General features: G+C 53.9%; 17 protein-coding genes. 10 read left to right on the forward strand and 7 right to left on the reverse strand.

Annotation, left to right across the window (positions count from 1 at the left end; translation table 11 throughout):
• Positions 1 to 86 precede the first annotated feature (86 nt).
• On the forward strand, positions 87 to 1,082 hold the full coding sequence (locus tag AC0XWG_RS06055; RefSeq protein WP_108089358.1) for an acyltransferase: 996 nt from the start codon (positions 87 to 89) through the stop codon (positions 1,080 to 1,082).
• On the opposite strand, the gene AC0XWG_RS06060 is transcribed toward AC0XWG_RS06055, so the two are convergent.
• The 4 genes from AC0XWG_RS06060 to xylA form a co-directional block, all read right to left on the reverse strand.
• The gene (locus tag AC0XWG_RS06060) at positions 1,075 to 1,995 is read right to left on the reverse strand and encodes a GlxA family transcriptional regulator (protein ID WP_475680452.1); all 921 of its coding nucleotides are present in this window, start codon (positions 1,993 to 1,995) and stop codon (positions 1,075 to 1,077) included. The genes AC0XWG_RS06055 and AC0XWG_RS06060 overlap by 8 nt on opposite strands.
• The gene (locus AC0XWG_RS06065; RefSeq protein WP_128348606.1) at positions 1,995 to 2,534 is read right to left on the reverse strand and encodes an isochorismatase family protein; all 540 of its coding nucleotides are present in this window, start codon (positions 2,532 to 2,534) and stop codon (positions 1,995 to 1,997) included. Before AC0XWG_RS06065 ends, AC0XWG_RS06060 begins: the two co-directional genes overlap by 1 nt.
• 101 nt (positions 2,535 to 2,635) lie before the next feature.
• Complete coding sequence (xylB, locus tag AC0XWG_RS06070) at positions 2,636 to 4,090, reverse strand: xylulokinase (protein ID WP_475680453.1); 1,455 nt, start codon at positions 4,088 to 4,090, stop codon at positions 2,636 to 2,638.
• 60 nt (positions 4,091 to 4,150) lie between these two features.
• Positions 4,151 to 5,473: a xylose isomerase gene (gene xylA / locus AC0XWG_RS06075; protein ID WP_014830210.1), complete on the reverse strand. Its 1,323-nt coding sequence runs from the start codon at positions 5,471 to 5,473 to the stop codon at positions 4,151 to 4,153.
• A gap of 372 nt (positions 5,474 to 5,845) precedes the next feature.
• Here xylA and xylF point away from each other — a divergent pair, with 372 nt between their 5' ends.
• From xylF to xylR, 4 genes are all read left to right on the forward strand, one after another.
• Positions 5,846 to 6,838 carry a D-xylose ABC transporter substrate-binding protein gene (gene xylF, locus AC0XWG_RS06080; RefSeq protein ID WP_028018251.1) on the forward strand — a complete coding sequence of 331 codons (993 nt, stop codon included), beginning with the start codon at positions 5,846 to 5,848 and terminating at the stop codon, positions 6,836 to 6,838.
• Positions 6,839 to 6,910: 72 nt separating this feature from the next.
• On the forward strand, positions 6,911 to 8,452 hold the full coding sequence (locus tag AC0XWG_RS06085) for a xylose ABC transporter ATP-binding protein (protein ID WP_028018250.1): 1,542 nt from the start codon (positions 6,911 to 6,913) through the stop codon (positions 8,450 to 8,452).
• The gene (gene xylH / locus AC0XWG_RS06090) at positions 8,430 to 9,611 is read left to right on the forward strand and encodes a xylose ABC transporter permease XylH (protein ID WP_108089352.1); all 1,182 of its coding nucleotides are present in this window, start codon (positions 8,430 to 8,432) and stop codon (positions 9,609 to 9,611) included. The genes AC0XWG_RS06085 and xylH overlap by 23 nt, the downstream gene beginning before the upstream one ends.
• Before the next feature lie 33 nt (positions 9,612 to 9,644).
• Positions 9,645 to 10,823 (forward strand): D-xylose utilization transcriptional activator XylR, encoded by a 1,179-nt coding sequence (xylR, locus tag AC0XWG_RS06095; protein WP_028018248.1) that lies wholly within the window; start codon positions 9,645 to 9,647, stop codon positions 10,821 to 10,823.
• Positions 10,824 to 10,862: 39 nt separating this feature from the next.
• Here xylR and AC0XWG_RS06100 read toward each other — a convergent pair whose 3' ends face one another.
• Positions 10,863 to 11,687, reverse strand: a complete 825-nt coding sequence (locus AC0XWG_RS06100; RefSeq protein ID WP_032666887.1) for a protein bax — start codon at positions 11,685 to 11,687, stop codon at positions 10,863 to 10,865.
• Positions 11,688 to 12,001: 314 nt separating this feature from the next.
• Here AC0XWG_RS06100 and AC0XWG_RS06105 point away from each other — a divergent pair, with 314 nt between their 5' ends.
• Together AC0XWG_RS06105 and avtA are read left to right on the forward strand one after the other, a co-directional pair.
• Positions 12,002 to 14,029 carry an alpha-amylase gene (locus AC0XWG_RS06105; RefSeq protein WP_475680454.1) on the forward strand — a complete coding sequence of 676 codons (2,028 nt, stop codon included), beginning with the start codon at positions 12,002 to 12,004 and terminating at the stop codon, positions 14,027 to 14,029.
• A 193-nt stretch (positions 14,030 to 14,222) separates the two neighbouring features.
• Complete coding sequence (gene avtA, locus AC0XWG_RS06110) at positions 14,223 to 15,476, forward strand: valine--pyruvate transaminase (RefSeq protein WP_475680455.1); 1,254 nt, start codon at positions 14,223 to 14,225, stop codon at positions 15,474 to 15,476.
• A 4-nt stretch (positions 15,477 to 15,480) separates the two neighbouring features.
• Here avtA and AC0XWG_RS06115 read toward each other — a convergent pair whose 3' ends face one another.
• Both AC0XWG_RS06115 and yiaJ read right to left on the reverse strand, forming a co-directional pair.
• Positions 15,481 to 15,936, reverse strand: a complete 456-nt coding sequence (locus AC0XWG_RS06115; protein ID WP_475680456.1) for a 4Fe-4S dicluster domain-containing protein — start codon at positions 15,934 to 15,936, stop codon at positions 15,481 to 15,483.
• A 3-nt stretch (positions 15,937 to 15,939) separates the two neighbouring features.
• Complete coding sequence (yiaJ, locus tag AC0XWG_RS06120; RefSeq protein WP_134708564.1) at positions 15,940 to 16,758, reverse strand: IclR family transcriptional regulator YiaJ; 819 nt, start codon at positions 16,756 to 16,758, stop codon at positions 15,940 to 15,942.
• A gap of 226 nt (positions 16,759 to 16,984) precedes the next feature.
• Between yiaJ and yiaK the strand changes: the two genes are divergently transcribed.
• Genes yiaK through AC0XWG_RS06135 form a run of 3 tightly spaced genes read left to right on the forward strand, consistent with a single transcriptional unit; the run spans position 16,985 to position 19,414 of the window.
• Entirely contained in the window at positions 16,985 to 17,983 is a 999-nt protein-coding gene (gene yiaK / locus AC0XWG_RS06125; RefSeq protein ID WP_108089348.1) for a 3-dehydro-L-gulonate 2-dehydrogenase, read from the forward strand.
• A gap of 10 nt (positions 17,984 to 17,993) precedes the next feature.
• The gene (locus AC0XWG_RS06130; protein WP_475680457.1) at positions 17,994 to 18,461 is read left to right on the forward strand and encodes a YhcH/YjgK/YiaL family protein; all 468 of its coding nucleotides are present in this window, start codon (positions 17,994 to 17,996) and stop codon (positions 18,459 to 18,461) included.
• A gap of 26 nt (positions 18,462 to 18,487) precedes the next feature.
• Complete coding sequence (locus AC0XWG_RS06135) at positions 18,488 to 19,414, forward strand: DUF4862 family protein (RefSeq protein ID WP_475680458.1); 927 nt, start codon at positions 18,488 to 18,490, stop codon at positions 19,412 to 19,414.
• The last annotated feature ends 1 nt before the right edge of the window (position 19,415 follow it).

Here is a 19,415-nt window from a genome sequence, read left to right on the forward strand (position 1 = left end):
CCTTCTGAATAAAACTCAGATTTTTCCAGAAGAAGACTTCTGGAAAATGACAGTCATACTCAATTTACAGGGAATACGAGGAACTGATGCAGTCAAAAATTAACTGGATTGATAACCTGCGAGGAATAGCGTGTCTGATGGTGGTGATGATCCACACGACGACCTGGTATGTCACGAATCCGCACAGCATCACTCCTGTTAACTGGGATATCGCCAATATTCTCAACGCGGCTTCGCGCGTCAGCGTGCCGCTATTCTTTATGATTTCCGGCTTTCTCTTTTTTGGAGAGCGTAGTGCGCAACCAAAGCACTTCATCCGCATCGCCGCCTGCCTGGGATTTTACAGCGCCGTTGCCTTGCTCTATATCACCCTGTTCACTTCCATTAATGCCGGGTTATCGCTGAGATACGTGCTGCAGAAACCGGTGTTCTACCATCTGTGGTTCTTCTTCGCCATTATCGTTATCTATCTGGTCTCTCCGCTCATTCAGGTGAAAAACGTCAGCGGCAAAATGCTCCTGGCTCTGATGGTGGTGATTGGCATTATCGCCAACCCGAATACAGTCTCACAGAAAATCGACGGATTTGAGTGGTTGCCGGTCAACCTCTATATCAGCGGCGATACTTTTTACTACGTGCTGTACGGCATGCTGGGGCGCGCCATCGGGATGATGGATACCCAAAAACGCGGTATGAACTGGCTGTGTGGGGCGTTGTTTATCGCTGGCGTGGCGGTGATTTCACGCGGGACGCTGCACGAGTTGCAGTGGCGTGGCAATTTTGCCGATACCTGGTATCTGTATTGCGGACCAATGGTCTTTATCTGTGCCGTATCGCTCCTCACGCTTGCCAAAAATACCCTGAATACGCGTCCCTTGCCCATGCTGAGCGTTATCTCGCGGCATTCTCTGGGGATTTATGGATTTCACGCGCTGATCATCCACGCGCTACGAACGAGGGGCATTGAGCTGAAAAGCTGGCCGGTGCTGGATATTATCTGGATTTTTGTCGCCACGCTGGTTGTCAGCCTGCTGCTGTCGATGCTGCTGCAAAAAATAGACACGCGCCGCTTCGTCAGTTAACGCTTCGCTGCCGGGCGCGATGATACTGGCGCGGGGAGGAAAACCCTGCCGCCAGTGAAGACTGCTCCACACCGCGCCCCTGCAACAACCACTGCTCCGCCACCGCCAGACGCAACTGCTCCAGATAATCGCGAACGCTAATCCCTAAATGCGACTGAAAAAGCCGGGTTAGATGACGTGGGCTGACATGCGCCACGGCGGCGATCTCAGGCAAATTCCATGTTTTTTGCGGCTCGGCGGTGAGCGCATCCTGCGCCCGATGGATGGCCGGATGAAGATGATTACGGTAGCGCAACCACGGGGATAACTGGGGGTCATCGCCGGAGCGGCGGAACAAGACCACCATCTCACGTGCCACGGCCAGCGCCTTTTCCGGGCCGCACAGGCGGTTAATCATATGCAGTGCCAGATCGATGCCAGAGGTGATCCCTGCGCTGGTCCAGATATTCTCATCCTGCACAAATATCCGGTTTTCTTTAATCGTCACCGTGGGAGCCGCAGTGCGTAAACGGTTAATAACATCATGATGGGTTGTACACTGACGGTGATTCAGCAGGCCTGATTTTGCTGCCAGCAACGCCCCTGAACAGACGCACATCACGGTAATATCCTGGCGTTGGATCTGCGGCTGCAGGCGCATCAGCCAGTGCTGGATCTGCTGCGCCTGTGGCGTTGAGAATTGACAGCGGGAGTCGCTCACCCCCGGCAGGACCAGTAGACTGCCTGGAGGCAGGTTTTCCGGCAAGGGCTGGATGCCGCTCATCGTCAGACCTATCGACGTCGGAACGTCCGGTTGCGGGCCAATGTAATGCAGACGAAACGCGTCGCCAGCCAGCACAAAGGTCTCCGCCGGGCCCGTCATATCTAATGACAGCACCCCGGGCAACATCACGAACCAGACGTCGATGCGCATTACAATGACTCCAGCGTCTCCGCTACCGTTTTAATCTCGGCAAAACGCCCGGACAGCACCGTCTCGGTACGGTGGCGAATTTCCGCTGCACTAAGGGTAATGCCCTTGTAGGTCATTGGAAATGTAAGCGTTGCCTCGCTAACAAAGGTCACAGCATAACCCAGATCGGATGCCACGCGTGCCGTGGTTTCACAGCATTGTTCAGTGCGAATGCCGCAGATAATAAGCTGGTTGATATCACGCTCGCGCAACCAGCGGTCAAGCCCGGTATCCGTAAAGGCATTATGGACGTGTTTCTGGAAAACCACATCCGGCTGATGACGCAAAAAGGCCATTGGTTTGACAAAGCCGCTTTGCAGGGTAAAAGGACCGTCTTCATCGACATGGAAAATATCCACGACCGGAATACCGCGCGCCTGGCAGCCTTCAATCAGCCCCAACATCGCCTGCTGAAAGGCAGGAGTGTCGTCCTCCTGCCAGTAATAGCGATGATGGAACGACTGCTGCGTATCAATATTGATTAATGCAATGCGTGACATGAGATTTCCTCGCCAGTGGGTGTGACACCATACTGGCAAGGAAAGGAAGGCACGCACAGACCAAAAAAGGACATCCTCGTGCCTATCCAGGACAAGCGTATTTACGACATCAGCGGCAGCAGCTGCTGATAGATTTTGCGGAACACGTCGCGTCTTTCCGCGTACCGCGCATGGCGTGACGCGTCAGGTAAATGCGCCTGTTCAAGCGTAAGCTGCGGCAACAGCTGCGCAAGCGGTTTTTCAGGGTTAATGGCTATCTGTGCCAGACGCGCGGCACCAAGTGCTGGCCCGACATCGCCACCGGTGCGAAAATCCAGCTGCAATCCACTGATATCCGCCAGCATCTGTCGCCAGTAAGGGCTTCGCGCACCGCCGCCGATCAGGGTGACGCTTGCCGGTTTCAGACCGCAGTCATGCACCACGTCCATTCCGTCGGCCAGCGCATAGCCCACACCTTCCAGCACCGCACGCGCCAGTTCTGCCGGGCCATGCTGATGGGTTAAACCGAAGAACACCCCTTTCGCTTCCGGGTTGTTGTGCGGCGTACGCTCGCCGGAAAGATACGGTAAAAACCAGACGGTACCCGCAGCGTCATCCGCCTGCTGCGCCGCAGAAATGAGCGCCGGAACGTCAGCCATGCCGGTCAGCTTCGCCGCCCAGTCCAGGCAAGACGCCGCACTGAGCATGACCGACATCAAATGCCATTTCCCCGGAAGGGCATGGCAGAAGCTGTGTACCGCACTTTCAGGATTGCTGCGATACCCGTCGCTGACGGCAAAATAGACGCCAGACGTTCCCAGAGAAAGCATCGCCTGCCCCGCCTCAACCATGCCGACGCCCACGGCACCCGCCGCGTTGTCACCACCACCGGCCACCACCGGTACGGCAGGCATATTCCAGCGTTCAGCAACGGCCGGCAGCAATGTACCGGTAATTTCGCTGCCTTCTAACAGTGCGGGCATATGCTCGCGGGTCAAATGGCAGGCATCCAGCATCGCCTCGCTCCAGTCACGTTTCGCCACGTCGAGCCACATGGTGCCGGCGGCATCAGACATGTCGGACGCAAAATCGCCCGTCATACGAAAGCGCAGATAGTCTTTCGGTAGCAGGACTTTCGCCACCTGACGGAAAATCTCCGGCTCGTGTCGCTGCACCCACAGTAATTTGGGCGCAGTAAAACCGGGCATCATCAGGTTGCCGGTGATGTCGCGGGATGTGGGCACGCGCGCCTCAAGAAGCGCACACTCTTCTGCACAGCGGCCATCGTTCCAGAGGATCGCAGGACGAAGCACGCGCTGCTGGCTATCCAGCAGCGTAGCGCCGTGCATTTGCCCGGCGATCCCCAGCGCTTTCACGTCACGCAGACTGTGTTGTTCACTTAAGGCCTGTATTGCACGATCCGTCGCCTGCCACCACTGCTCCGGATCCTGTTCCGACCACAGCGGGTGCGGACGTGAAACCTGCAGCTTTTCTGTCTGTGTTGCTACCACATCGCCTTGCTCGCTTAACAGGATGGCTTTCACACCCGATGTGCCAAGATCGATCCCGATATACATTCCGGTGACTCCTTTAACAGAAATGCCCGGTGGCGCTACGCCGACCGGGCCTGGATGCTGTTATTTATCGAACAGATAGTGATTGACCAGATTTTCCAGCAACTCCTGGTGCCCGCTCTGGTGCTGCGGTGCCAGTTGATGTTGTTCAGCGTACTTCGCGATTTCCGCAAGTGATAACTGGCCTTTCAAAATTTGCTGGCCCAGCTCACTGTTCCAGCCGCTGTAACGCTTCGCCACGCGTTTATCCAGTTCACCGTCTTCAATCATACGCGCGGCCACTTTCAGCGCCAGCGCCATCGTGTCCATCGCGCCAATGTGGCCATAGAACAGATCGTATTTATCGGTACTCTGACGACGCACTTTGGCGTCAAAGTTCAGGCCACCCGTGGTGAAACCACCCGCTTTGATGATTTCATACATCACCAGCGCATTCTCTTCCACGCTGTTCGGGAACTGGTCTGTATCCCATCCCAGCTGCGCATCGCCCCGGTTAGCATCGACAGAGCCGAAGATGCCCAGCGCAATCGCCGACGCGATCTCGTGATGGAAAGAGTGACCCGCCAGGGTGGCATGGTTGGCTTCAATGTTAACTTTAATCTCTTTTTCCAGGCCGAACTGCTTCAGGAAGCCGTACACGGTCGCCACATCGTAGTCATACTGATGCTTCGTCGGTTCCTGCGGTTTCGGTTCAATCAGCAGCGTCCCGCGGAAACCGATTTTGTGCTTATGCTCGACAACCATTTGCATAAAGCGGCCAATCTGCTCGCGTTCCTGGCGCAGATCGGTGTTGAGCAGGGTTTCATAGCCTTCACGACCGCCCCACAGAACATAGTTCTCACCACCCAACTGATGCGTGGCGTTCATTGCCGTCACAACCTGCGTAGCCGCCCAGCTAAACACTTCCGGATCCGGATTGGTTGCCGCGCCCGCACCGTAACGTGGGTTGGTGAAGCAGTTTGCCGTGCCCCACAGCAGCTTCACGCCACTTTGCTGCTGTTTCGCCGCCAGCACATCCACCATCTGCGCAAAATTGTTCAGGTACTCTTTCAGCGACGCGCCTTCCGGTGACACATCGACATCATGGAAGCAGTAGTACGGCACGTTCAGCTTGTGGAAGAACTCAAACGCCACATCGGCTTTACGCTTCGCCAGCTCGATGGCCTCACCAGGTTGCTGCCACGGGCGGTCAAAGGAACCCACACCGAACATATCGGCACCATTCCAGCAGAAGGTATGCCAGTAACAGGCGGCAAAGCGCAGATGATCTTCCATGCGCTTACCCAGCACCAGCTCATCCGGGTTGTAGTGACGAAATGCTAAAGGATTGGTCGTTTTTGGGCCTTCGTAACGAACACGATCGAGTTGGTCGAAATAAGCTTGCATATTGAGCTCCATAATCAGGGGTATGCGGTGAGTCATAGATACAGGAGTAATAGTGAATAGACATTTTGGGTTGCTCAATTACGTTATTTCACACTGCTATTGAGAGAATGCACAACTGTGCACTGGCTCGCAAAATAATGTGCAAGCAAACTATTTTTCGGTGTACATTCCAGAATCAAATGCAATTAAGACGTTACGTATTTTAAAATCCGATCGCGGTCATAAATTCAGAAATAAACCAAATATCATAATGAGAAGATAAAAATCTGTAATTGCCAGCCCGCCTTTCCCCGTTAAGAATTTGCTGCGTCTCAGTAGTGAATGTTTCTTTTATCTCAGCAACACATACCCCTACAAAAAGGCCTAATAATTATGAAGATAAAGAACCTTACCCTTACTCTATGCACAACTCTCCTCCTGGCAAGCTTTGCCGGACATGCGAAGGAGGTGAAAATCGGTATGGCGATTGACGATCTGCGTCTGGAGCGCTGGCAAAAAGATCGCGATATTTTTGTTAAAAAAGCAGAATCACTCGGCGCAAGCGTGTTTGTTCAGTCGGCTAACGGCAATGAAGAAACGCAAATGTCGCAAATTGAGAATATGATCAACCGTGGCGTCGATGTCCTGGTCATTATCCCCTATAACGGCCAGGTATTAAGTAACGTGGTGAAAGAAGCTAAACAAGAAGGCATAAAAGTCCTGGCCTATGACCGTATGATTAATAATGCGGACATTGATTATTATATTTCGTTCGACAATGAAAAAGTCGGTGAATTACAAGCGCAAAGCCTGATCGACAAGGTGCCTCAGGGTAATTATTTCCTGATGGGCGGTTCTCCGGTGGATAACAACGCCAAACTGTTCCGCGAAGGGCAAATGAAAGTCCTTAAACCTTACATCGACGACGGAAAAATTAAAGTGGTTGGCGATCAATGGGCCGACGGCTGGCTACCAGAAAACGCGCTGAAAATTATGGAAAACGCACTCACTGCCAACAATAACAAAATTGATGCGGTTGTGGCCTCCAACGATGCCACCGCAGGCGGTGCTATCCAGGCACTGAGCGCCCAGGGGCTGGCCGGTAAAGTCGCGATATCGGGTCAGGATGCCGATCTGGCCGGTGTAAAACGCATTATCGCAGGCACCCAAACCATGACGGTCTACAAACCCATTACCCAGCTCGCCAATACGGCTGCGGAAATCGCCGTAGAGCTGGGTAATGGTAAGCAGCCTAAAGCAGACGCGACGCTGAATAACGGGCTGAAGGATGTTCCGGCTCGCCTGCTCACACCGATTGAAGTCAATAAAGAGAACATTGACGCCACTGTCATTAAAGACGGTTTCCACAAGAAGAGCGAACTGTAACCTTACGCAGCCCCTGCTCTGCAGGGGCGCATCACGTTGTACTGTTCTTCCCTCGGGTTACGTGGAGCAGTTATGTCTTATTTACTTGAAATGAAAAGCATCACTAAGCGCTTCGGTACGGTGAAAGCCGTCGACAACGTCAGTCTCCGGCTGAACCCCGGCGAAGTGGTTTCGCTGTGTGGTGAAAACGGTTCGGGCAAATCAACATTGATGAAAGTGCTGTGCGGGATCTACCCGTACGGCAGCTACGAAGGCGAAATCGTCTTTGCCGGTGAAGTCATCCAGGCGACACACATTCGCGATACCGAACGTAAAGGCATCGCCATCATCCACCAGGAGCTGGCACTGGTGAAGCATCTCACCGTGCTGGAGAACATTTTCCTTGGGGCTGAGATTTCCCGCCACGGCGTGCTGGACTACGACACCATGACGCTGCGCTGTGAAAAGCTGCTGGCGCAGGTGAGTCTCAGCATTTCACCGGATACCCGCGTGGGCGATCTTGGTCTGGGGCAGCAGCAGCTGGTCGAAATTGCGAAAGCGCTTAATAAGCAGGTCAGGCTGCTGATCCTTGATGAACCAACGGCGTCGCTCACCGAACAGGAAACCGCGGTACTGCTCAATATCATCCGCGATCTGCAAAACCACGGCATCGCCTGCATCTATATTTCGCACAAACTCAATGAGGTCAAAGCCATTTCTGACACCATCTGCGTGATCCGCGATGGGCAACACATCGGCACGCGCGAAGCCGCAGGCATGAGTGAAGATGACATCATCACTATGATGGTAGGCCGCGAGCTGACGGCGCTCTACCCGAATGAACCTCATGCAACCGGCGATGAAGTGTTGCGCGTGGAAAACCTGACCGCTTGGCATCCCGTTAACCGCCACATCAAGCGTGTAAATAACGTCTCGTTTTCTCTGCACAGCGGCGAAATTCTCGGTATTGCCGGGTTAGTCGGCGCCGGGCGCACCGAAGCCGTACAGTGTCTGTTTGGCGTGTGGCCGGGGCGCTGGGAGGGCACGATATATATCGACGGTCAGCCGGTGAAAATCGACAACTGCCAACAGGCGATTGCCCGCGGCATTGCCATGGTGCCGGAAGACCGCAAAAAAGACGGCATCGTACCGGTCATGGCAGTGGGTAAAAACATCACCCTTGCAGCTCTTGATCAGTTCTCCGGCACCCTGAGCAGCCTAGATGATGCCGCTGAGCAGCAGTGTATTCTCCAGTCGCTCGCCCGACTGAAGGTAAAAACATCCTCTCCGGAACTGGCCATTGGCCGACTGAGTGGGGGCAACCAGCAGAAGGCCATTCTGGCGCGCTGCCTGCTTCTCAATCCACGCATATTAATCCTTGATGAGCCAACGCGCGGGATTGATATCGGCGCCAAATATGAAATCTACAAACTGATTAATCAGCTTGTACAGCAAGGGATTGCCGTCATTGTCATATCGTCTGAATTACCCGAAGTGCTCGGTCTGAGTGACCGCGTGCTGGTAATGCACGAGGGAAAACTGAAAGCCAACCTGATTAACCAGAACCTGACGCAGGAGCAGGTGATGGAAGCCGCTTTAAGGAGCGAACGTCATGTCGAAAAGCAATCCGTCTGATATCAAAGTCGCGGTTCCGACGCCCGGATCATTTGCGGGGCTAAAAGCGCTGAATCTGCAAGTTTTCGTGATGATCGCGGCGATTATCGTCATCATGCTGTTCTTTACCTGGATGACCGATGGCTCGTACTTAAGTGCGCGTAACGTCTCTAACCTGCTGCGTCAGACGGCCATCACCGGCATTCTGGCTGTGGGCATGGTGTTCGTGATTATCTCAGCGGAGATCGACCTGTCAGTCGGTTCGATGATGGGTTTACTCGGTGGCGTGGCGGCCATTTTTGACGTCTGGCTTGGCTGGCCGCTGCCGTTGACCGTTGCGGTGACGCTGGTGCTGGGACTTGTGCTCGGTGCCTGGAACGGCTGGTGGGTTGCCTACCGTAAAGTCCCGTCGTTCATTGTCACTCTGGCAGGGATGCTGGCCTTCCGCGGGATCTTAATCGGCATTACCAACGGCACCACCGTCTCCCCCACCAGCGCGGCGATGTCGCAGATTGGTCAGAGTTACCTCTCCGATAGCGTGGGCTTTACGATTGGCGTGGTAGGTTTGCTGGCGTTTGTCGCGTGGCAGTGGCGTGGGCGCATGCGCCGTCAGGCGCTGGGGCTGGCTTCTCCTGCATCAACGTCCGTGGTGGGGCGTCAGGCCCTTACGGCTGTTATTGTGCTAGGCGCAATCTGGCTTCTGAACGACTACCGTGGCGTCCCGACGCCTGTATTGCTGCTGGCACTGTTACTGCTGGGTGGCATGTTTATGGCCACGCGCACCGCGTTTGGCCGCCGCATTTACGCCATCGGCGGCAATCTGGAGGCCGCTCGCCTCTCCGGGATCAATGTCGAGCGTACCAAACTCGCGGTGTTCGCCATTAACGGTCTGATGGTGGCTATCGCCGGGTTAATCCTCAGCTCACGTCTGGGGGCGGGTTCTCCCTCCGCCGGTAACATCGCCGAGCTGGATGCCATCGCCGCCTGCGTAATTGGTGGTACCAGCCTCGCGGGTGGTATCGGTAGCGTGGCGGGCGCGGTCATGGGGGCATTTATCATGGCGTCGTTGGATAACGGGATGAGTATGATGGACGTCCCGACGTTTTGGCAGTATATCGTCAAGGGGGCCATTCTTTTACTCGCCGTCTGGATGGACTCGGCCACCAAACGACGGGCCTGATAACAGTATGATGACTTAATTGGGAAGAGAGCCATGTTCGAAAAGCGTCACCGCATTACGTTGTTATTCAATGCCAATAAAGCCTATGACCGTCAGGTTGTTGAAGGGGTTGGTGAATATTTGCAGGCGTCGCAATCCGAATGGGATATCTTTATTGAGGAAGATTTTCGTACCCGTCTGGAGAACATCAAAGACTGGCTGGGTGATGGCGTTATCGCCGACTATGACGATCCCGTCATTGAGCAACTGCTGACAGACGTCGACGTCCCGATTGTGGGCGTCGGCGGCTCTTACCATTCCCCCGAACACTATCCGCCGGTTCACTATATTGCCACCGATAACCATGCCCTGGTGGAGGCAGCCTTTCTCCATTTAAAAGAGAAAGGCGTCCATCGCTTCGCATTTTATGGCTTACCCGCCACCAGCGGCAAGCGCTGGGCCGTTGAGCGTGAACACGCGTTTTGCCAGTTGGTCGCGCAGGAGAAGTACCGCGGCGTAGTGTATCAGGGGCTGGAAACCGCCCCTGAAAACTGGCAGCACGCGCAAAACCGTCTGGCTGACTGGCTGCAAACGCTGCCACCGCAAACCGGGATTATTGCCGTCACGGACGCCCGCGCACGCCACGTTTTGCAGGTCTGCGAACATTTGCACATCCCGGTACCGGAAAAACTGTGCGTGATTGGCATTGATAACGAAGAACTCACCCGCTATCTGTCTCGCGTGGCGCTCTCCTCCGTTGCACAAGGGACTCGTCAGATGGGTTATCAGGCAGCGAAGCTACTGCATCGCCTGCTGGATAAAGAATCCCTGTCGCTTCAGCGGTTGCTTGTGCCTCCTGTCCGCGTCGTTGAACGTCGCTCAACCGACTATCGCTCCTTAAGCGACCCGGCCGTCATTCAGGCCATGCACTTTATTCGCAACCATGCCTGCAAGGGAATTAAGGTCGATCAGGTGCTGGATTCGGTGGGTATTTCGCGTTCGAATCTGGAGAAACGCTTCAAAGAAGAAGTGGGCGAAACCATTCATGCCGTCATCCATGCTGAAAAGCTGGAGAAAGCGCGCAGCTTGCTCATCTCCACGTCACTGTCGATTAACGAAATCTCGCAGATGTGCGGCTACCCATCTCTGCAATATTTCTATTCGGTGTTTCGCAAAGAGTACGACACCACGCCAAAAGAGTACCGGGATCGCTACAGTGAGGTGCTGATATAGAAAAGAAAACGCCTTCCAGTGGAAGGCGTTTTTTTGAGATTACATATGGGCGGCGATTAAGCGCTGGTTATCCTGGTACATGGCGAACAGATAGTTGTTATAGCTCTGTCCCTTCGTCGAATAACCTTTCAGCTTGTGGATCATCGTCGTGGCCGTCACTTCCTGATCCGCTTTACGCAGCTGTGCGCGTGATTTACGGAACGATGAATAGGCCGGATGCGTGTTCAGATTCACCACGTAGGCACTTACGGAATCCTTCACGGATTCAAACTGCGAATAGCCTTTCACCTTACCAGGCGCATTGTTACAACGACCCTTCACACATTTCATGCCGAAAAGGTTGTTGTTGCTACGCGCCAGCTTTGACGTGCCCCAGCCGCTTTCGGCTGCCGCCATGGTCGCAACCATGCTATTCGGGATGATATCCACACGCTCCAGCAGAGAATTCCACGGCACACGACGCGTGTTACCGTTCCAGCTCAGCTTGTAGCGCTTCGTGATATCTTTCAGACGCGCGCGTTCTGACGGCGACCAGCGGCTATCGTACTGTTTGGAAATCAGCCAGTTACGATCCGCAGTAATCGCGGCATTTTGACTCGTGATGTAAGGCATTACCGTCCGGAGAAACGCTTTTTTCCTTGGTGTTCCGGAAGGGTATTTTCGCAAATCAGGAAGTGAACTACTCTTTGCACTATTGCGAGAATACTCTTGTTTACTGCTAACCTTACTACTTGTCGTCTTTATAACGTGGGCTTTCTTACTCGTTGTATCCGTGTGCGTCTTCGCAAGCACCTCACCCGAAAATGCCGTGGTGAGTAACATGAGTATCGCAGCCCCATATCGTCGAATGGGAGTCGATATCATTAGGTCTCCTGGTCGGATGTAATCATCCTAACACCTTATTTTTTTCACAAATTTGAGAGCGGAATCTCAAATCATATCAAAAATAGACTTCAAGAGCACGTATAGAAATAGTCCAATTCCGAAACTATGTCATCTAAAACTTGCTCACAAAAACACCATTCCCGAAAAAATGTGTGCGGTATCGCAGATAACTGCTTAATTTTGCGCGAGATCACTCATCCTCTCGCGTCCTCCTGGCAGAAAGCGATAAGGGATGAGTTTTTACCCTCAGCCTGGTGGCACACTGGTCAAAAATGCCGCGACAGGAAAATGGAATGAAACGCACCGCAATAGCCTTTCTGATGTTACCCGCACTGGCACATGCAGGCTGGTCATCACCGGGGTTTAATGCATTTAACACCGAAGGCACCGGGATTTTCACCAGCCAGACAAAGCTCGCGAAGGGTACGCGTCCTCTTACACTAAGTTTTGACAAGACGTGCTGGCAGCCAACAGATGCGATAAAACTCAACGAGATGCTGTCGCTCAAACCCTGTGACGGCACGCCGCCGCAGTGGCGTCTTTTCCGCGACGGTGAATACCAGATGCGGATTGATACCCGATCCGGCACACCCACCCTGATGCTGACCATCCAGAGTGCCGCAGAACAGCCGGTTACCAACGTTATCCACCAGTGCCCGAAATGGGACGGTAAACCGCTGACGCTGGACGTCAGCCATACCTTCCCGGAAGGCTCCGTCGTACGCGACTACTACAGTAAGCAGACGGTGACAGTGCAGAATGGAAAAATCACTCTGCAGCCGGCCGCCAACAGCAACGGCCTGCTGCTGCTTGAGCGCGCCGAAACCGACAAGCCTGCGCCGTTTAGCTGGCAGAACGCCACTGTCTATTTTGTGCTGACCGACCGTTTTGTGAATGGTGACCCGAGCAACGACAACAGCTATGGCCGTCACAAAGACGGCATGCAGGAGATTGGTACCTTCCACGGTGGAGATCTCAAGGGGCTCGCCAGCAAGCTCGACTATTTACAACAGCTGGGGGTGAACGCGCTGTGGATTAGCTCGCCGCTGGAGCAGATCCACGGCTGGGTCGGCGGTGGCACCAAAGGTGACTTCCCACACTACGCCTATCATGGCTATTACACTCAGGACTGGACGAAGCTCGACGCCAACATGGGCACCGAAGATGATTTACGTCATCTGGTCGATGACGCGCATAAACGTGGCATTCGTATCCTGTTCGATATCGTCATGAACCACACGGGTTACGCGACGCTTGCGGACATGCAGGAGTATCAGTTTGGCGCCTTGTATCTGCAGGGTGATGAGCTGAAAAAGACGTTGGGAGAACGCTGGACGGACTGGAAGCCGGGCGCAGGCCAAAGCTGGCACAGCTTTAACGACTACATCAACTTTAGCGACAAAGCCGCATGGGATAAATGGTGGGGGAAAAAGTGGATCCGCACTGATATCGGTGATTACGACAACCCCGGCTTTGATAATTTAACCATGTCGCTGGCATTTTTACCCGACCTGAAAACGGAATCCACCACACCTTCCGGGTTGCCAAACTTCTATCAACACAAGCCTGATACCCATGCGAAAGCCATCCCCGGGTATACCCCGCGCGATTACCTGACCCACTGGCTCAGCCAGTGGGTGCGTGACTACGGTATTGATGGTTTCCGGGTTGATACGGCCAAACACGTTGAGCTTGCGGCCTGGCAACAGCTGAAAGACCAGGCCAGCCAGGCGCTGGCGGCCTGGAAAGGTGCTCACCCGGACAAAAAGCTCGACAATGCACCATTCTGGATGACCGGGGAATCCTGGGGCCACGGCGTCATGCAGAGCGATTATTACCGCCACGGTTTCGATGCGATGATTAACTTTGATTATCAGGAGCAGGCGGCAAAAGCGGTGAACTGTCTGGCGGATATCGACCTCACCTGGCAGCAGATGGCGGAAAAACTGCAAAGTTTCAACGTCCTGAGCTATCTCTCTTCGCATGACACGCGCCTGTTCCGTGAAGGGGGTCAACGCGCAGCTGAACTGCTCTTGTTAGCACCGGGTAGTGTACAAATCTATTACGGAGATGAATCTGAACGTCCATTTGGGCCAACAGGTTCAGACCCGTTACAAGGTACCCGTTCGGATATGAACTGGCAGGACGTCACGGGCAAACAGTCCTTAACCGTCGCCCACTGGCAAACGCTGGGTCAGTTCCGCGCACGCCATCCGGCGATTGGTGAAGGCAAACAAACCACGCTGTCGCTGAAAGAGGGATATGGCTTCGTGCGCGAGCATAATGGCGATAAGGTGATGGTAGTATGGGCAGGTAATTAATAACGGCTCACTCCAGTACCCTCTCCCGTTGGGAGAGGGTTACGGTGAGGGAAAAATCAACAGAACTATTCACTTCACAAATCCATTCCTGCCACATAAAACAACAAATCCGACCACGCCACCCGATTTGCACCAGCACGGTGCTAGCGTTATGGTTACCCACTTTCAAAATAAGCTCGATAGATCACCTGCTATGACGTTTTCACTTTTCGGCGACAAATTCACCCGCCATTCAGGCATTACTCGCCTGATGGAGGACCTCAACGACGGGCTGCGCACACCGGGCGCAATCATGCTCGGCGGCGGAAACCCGGCTCAAATCCCGGAGATGAATACCTATTTCCAGACGCTGCTCGCTCAGATGCTGGAAAGCGGCAAAGCAACCGATGCGCTTTGCAATTACGACGGCCCGCAGGGTAAAACCGAACTGCTGGCACTCCTCGCCGAAATGCTGCGTGACGAGCTGGGCTGGGATATCGAACCGCAGAATATTGCACTGACAAACGGCAGTCAGAGCGCGTTTTTCTACTTGTTTAACCTGTTCGCAGGGCGTCGCGCCGACGGCACCACCAAAAAGGTGTTGTTCCCGCTGGCACCAGAGTATATCGGCTACGCCGATTCCGGCCTGGAAGAGGATCTGTTCGTCTCCGCGCGCCCGAATATCGAGCTGTTGCCGGAAGGCCAGTTCAAATATCACGTCGATTTTGAACACCTGCATATTGGTGAAGAGACGGGCATGATCTGCGTATCACGTCCGACGAACCCAACGGGCAACGTGATCACCGATGACGAACTGATGAAACTGGATGCGCTGGCGAATCAGCACGGCATTCCGCTGGTGATCGATAACGCCTATGGCGTACCGTTCCCGGGCATTATCTTCAGCGAAGCACGTCCGCTGTGGAACCCGAACATTGTCCTGTGCATGAGCCTCTCTAAGCTGGGCCTGCCGGGTACTCGCTGCGGCATTATCATCGCGAATGAAAAAATCATCACCGCCATTACCAACATGAACGGCATTATCAGCCTTTCGCCGGGCGGTATCGGCCCGGCGATGATGTGCGAAATGATTAAGCGCAACGACCTGCTGCGTCTGTCCAATGAGGTGATTAAGCCGTTCTATTACCAGCGTGTTCAGGAGACAATTGCGACACTTCGCCGCTATTTACCGGAAGAACGCTGCCTGATCCACAAACCTGAAGGGGCGATTTTCCTGTGGCTGTGGTTTAAGGATCTGCCCATCACCACCGAACTGCTCTATCAGCGCCTGAAGAAGCGCGGCGTGTTGATGGTACCGGGCGATTACTTCTTCCCAGGCCTGGATAAACCGTGGCCGCATACGCACCAGTGCATGCGTATGAACTACGTGCCCGATCCGGAAAAAATCGAAGCGGGTGTCAAAATTCTGGCCGAAGAAATCGAAAAAGCCTGGCGCGAAGAGGGTTAAGGTTTTACGCCAGATGATGCTGTCGTTCCGTACGTAATCTGGCGGTATCAACACAGCGCAACGCGTGGGTTGGACAGGCCTCCACACAGGCCGGTCCGCCTTCGCGGTGCACGCACAAATCACACTTCAGCGCGTGCGCCTTATTTCCCTCCAGCCGAACCTGCATCGCCCCAAACGGGCACGCCAGCACACAGCTTTTGCAACCAATGCAGCGCGTCTGATCAACGAGCCACGCTCCCGCCGTGCGGCGAATGGCATGGGTTGGGCAGACATTGGCGCAGGGTGCGTCTTCACACTGGTGACAGCCAACTGCCGTGGTATATGACCCCCCTTTAACCACACGAATGCGTGGCGTAAAGGCATGTGCGGATACGGAATCCTGATGCGAGACCGCACAGGCCGCTTCGCATGTGCGGCACCCGATGCATTTTTCCGCATCCGCCATGATAAATAGGTTCATCTGTTACGCCTCGCGTACGTTAAAACCCAGTTCTTTTGAAATAGCCTCTGCCGTTTCGCGCAGTGGTTTAAGCAAGTTTTTCTCGCCCACCTGCTTCATGCGTGATGTCGATAGCGATATGGAGATCGCATACGGCACGCGGCCATGAATATCAAACACCGGCACGGCGATACAGGAGACACCCAGCTCGTTCTCTTCTTTGTCCATCGCCATGCTGCGATCGCGAATTTCCGCCAGCTCATCATACATGGCACTCAATTCTGTGATGGTGTTGCGGGTCAAAGGTTGGATCTGTTCCTGATGGCTTTCCCAGTAGCTCGCCACATAGTCCTGGTGACCAAACGCCATGTAGATCTTGCCCATCGCAGAGCAGTAGAGCGGCATATGCTGACCGATATAAGCACGCGTGCGCAGCATACCGGTTGTCGGCTCGAGTTTATAAATCAGGATCGCGTGGTCGTCTTCCCGGCTGGAAAAGTTCACCGTTTCACCCGTAGCAATATTCAGCGTTTCAAGGTGTGGCGCCGCCACGTGGATGATATTGAGCGACGACAGCGCCTTTTGCCCGACGGCGATAAATTTGGTGGTCAGACGGTAACTGCCCGCCGCAGGCGCCGGGGTAACGTACCCGCACGACTGTAATCCCTGGAGTAACCGGTGCACGGTGCTCTTATTCAAACCAGCCAGTTCCGATAAATGCGCGAGCGGGCACCCGTTCGGATAGTTGCTGAGGATCTCAATCAGCATCAGGCCGCGAAACAAGCTCTGGCTACCTGCTGGCCTCTCTTTTTCTTGCGTCATTTCGCTCTCTTTCATGCTCATTAAATGGCTCCTTTTTATCGCGCTCCTGATGGTAGCGCAAAGTGTGGTTTAGTTCACGATCTCAACAGAAAAAACACAACCATTTGATTTTAATGATTTTTGAAAAACATGAATGTCGTTGATCTGACAAATTTTGATCGTTATATTTGAAATCAGATTTCGCATAGTGAAATTTAACGATAAAAAAGCACTCGCACTGCCACCTAAAATGAACAGGAGAACAGGGATGAAAGTGACCTTTGAAGAGTTGAAAGCGGCGTTTAATCGGGTCCTGATCGACCGCGGTGTAAAAGCTGACGCCGCAGATGCCTGTGCGGAGATGTTTGCCCGCACCACAGAATCCGGCGTCTATTCACACGGCGTGAACCGTTTCCCGCGTTTTATTCAGCAACTTGACGCTGGCGACATCATTCCTGACGCTCTGCCAAAACGGGTAACGTCATTAGGTGCCATTGAGCAGTGGGATGCTCAGCGCGCCATCGGCAACCTGACAGCGAAGAAAATGATGGATCGCGCCACGGAGCTGGCATCCGATCATGGGATCGGCCTGGTAGCTCTGCGTAACGCAAACCACTGGATGCGCGGCGGCAGCTACGGCTGGCAGGCGGCGGAGAAGGGTTATATTGGAATTTGCTGGACCAACTCCATTGCCGTGATGCCCGCGTGGGGATCAAAAGAGTGCTGCATCGGTACCAACCCGCTGATCGTTGCGATTCCCTCCAACCCAATCACCATGGTCGACATGTCGATGTCGATGTTCTCCTACGGCATGCTGGAAGTAAATCGCCTGGCCGGGCGCGAGTTGCCGGTTGATGGCGGGTTTGACGACGAGGGTAATCTCACCCGTGAACCCGGCGTCATTGAGAAAAACCGTCGCATTTTGCCAATGGGCTACTGGAAAGGGTCCGGCCTGTCTATCGTATTGGATATGATCGCGACACTGCTTTCCAACGGTTCTTCCGTGGCGGAAGTCACTCAGGACAACAGCGACGAGTACGGTGTATCGCAGATCTTTATCGCCATTGAGGTCGATAAACTGATCGACGGCCCAACCCGCGATGCCAAACTTCAGCGCATTATGGATTTCATCACCAACGCTGAGCGCTCAGACGAAAACGTCGCCATCCGTCTGCCGGGTCATGAATTCACCCGCCTGCAGGAAGAGAACCGCCGTAACGGCATCACGGTTGATGACAGCGTGTGGGCGAAAATCCAGGCCCTGTAAGGAGTGGACGATGATATTCGGACATATTTCACAGCCAAATCCGTGCCGTCTCCCACAGGCGATTGAAAAGGCGCTCGATTTTCTGCGCACCACGGACTTCACGGCACTGGAGCCGGGCGTTGTTGAAATTGAGGGACGCAACATCTTTGCCCAGGTGCTCGATCTCACCACCAAAGCGTGGCATGAGAACCGCCCGGAAGTACACCGACGTTATCTGGATATCCAGTTTCTGGCTTGGGGTGAAGAGAAAATTGGTATCGCTATAGATACCGGTACTAACAAAATAAGCGAATCATTACTGGAACAGCGGGATATTATTTTTTATCACGCCAGCGAAAATGAATCATTTATTGAAATGATACCCGGCAGTTATGCCATATTTTCCCCGCAGGACGTCCACCGTCCTGCCTGTATTAAGAGCAAAGAATCCACAATTCGTAAAATTGTGGTGAAAGTGGCAATCAGTGAATTGAATTAATTTTCTGATAAATACAGGAATGCGAAATGACCAACACCGGTTTTATTATTGGTGCGTACCCCTGCGCACCTTCGTTTCACCAGAAAGGGGAACAAGAAGAACAAACCTTCTGGCGGGAACTTTCCGACACGCCCAACATCCGCGGGCTGGAACAACCTTGCCTGGAAAACCTGCATCCGTTTGGTGATGAATGGCTGTTCCGTCATACGCCAGGGGACTGGCAAATCGTCGTGACGGCAGTAATGGAAACCATGCGCCGCCGTGGCACCAACGGCGCGTTCGGTCTGGCCTCCGCCGACGAGCAACAGCGTAAGGCCTGCGTCGAATTCTATCGCCATCTGCACCAGAAAATTGACGCCCTGAATGCCCGTTACCCCGGGAAAGTGATCGCCCTGGAGATGCAGGCAGCACCGCAGGCAGGTAATGCCTCTGTCGAACACGCCACCGAGGCATTCTCTCGCTCCATTCGTGAAATAGCAGACTGGGACTGGTCATGCGATCTGATTCTTGAGCACTGCGATGCTATGACCGGACTCGCTCCGCGTAAGGGGTTTTTACCCCTGGAGCAGGTACTGGAAGTGGTGAAAGATACGGATATCAGCGTCTGCATCAACTGGGCACGTTCGGCCATCGAAGGTCGTAACACCGCCCTTCCGCTTGAGCATGTTCAGACCGCACTCAACGCCGGAAAGCTTGGCGCGCTGATGTTCTCCGGGACAACAGCAACCGGTGAATACGGTGACTGGCAGGATCTCCATGCACCATTTTCTTCATTCTGCGCCGACAGTTTACTGACCACTGAACACGCAAAAACACTCTTTACTGCGGCGAGCGCCGCAACATTAAAATTCTCCGGTATTAAATTGCTGGAAATAAATGCTAATGCTGACGTCAGCCATCGCATTGCCATTTTGCGCGACGGCATTAGCGCCATGAAAAAAGCGACACAATAAA

The organism is Enterobacter sp. DVT3837, assembly GCF_056238685.1.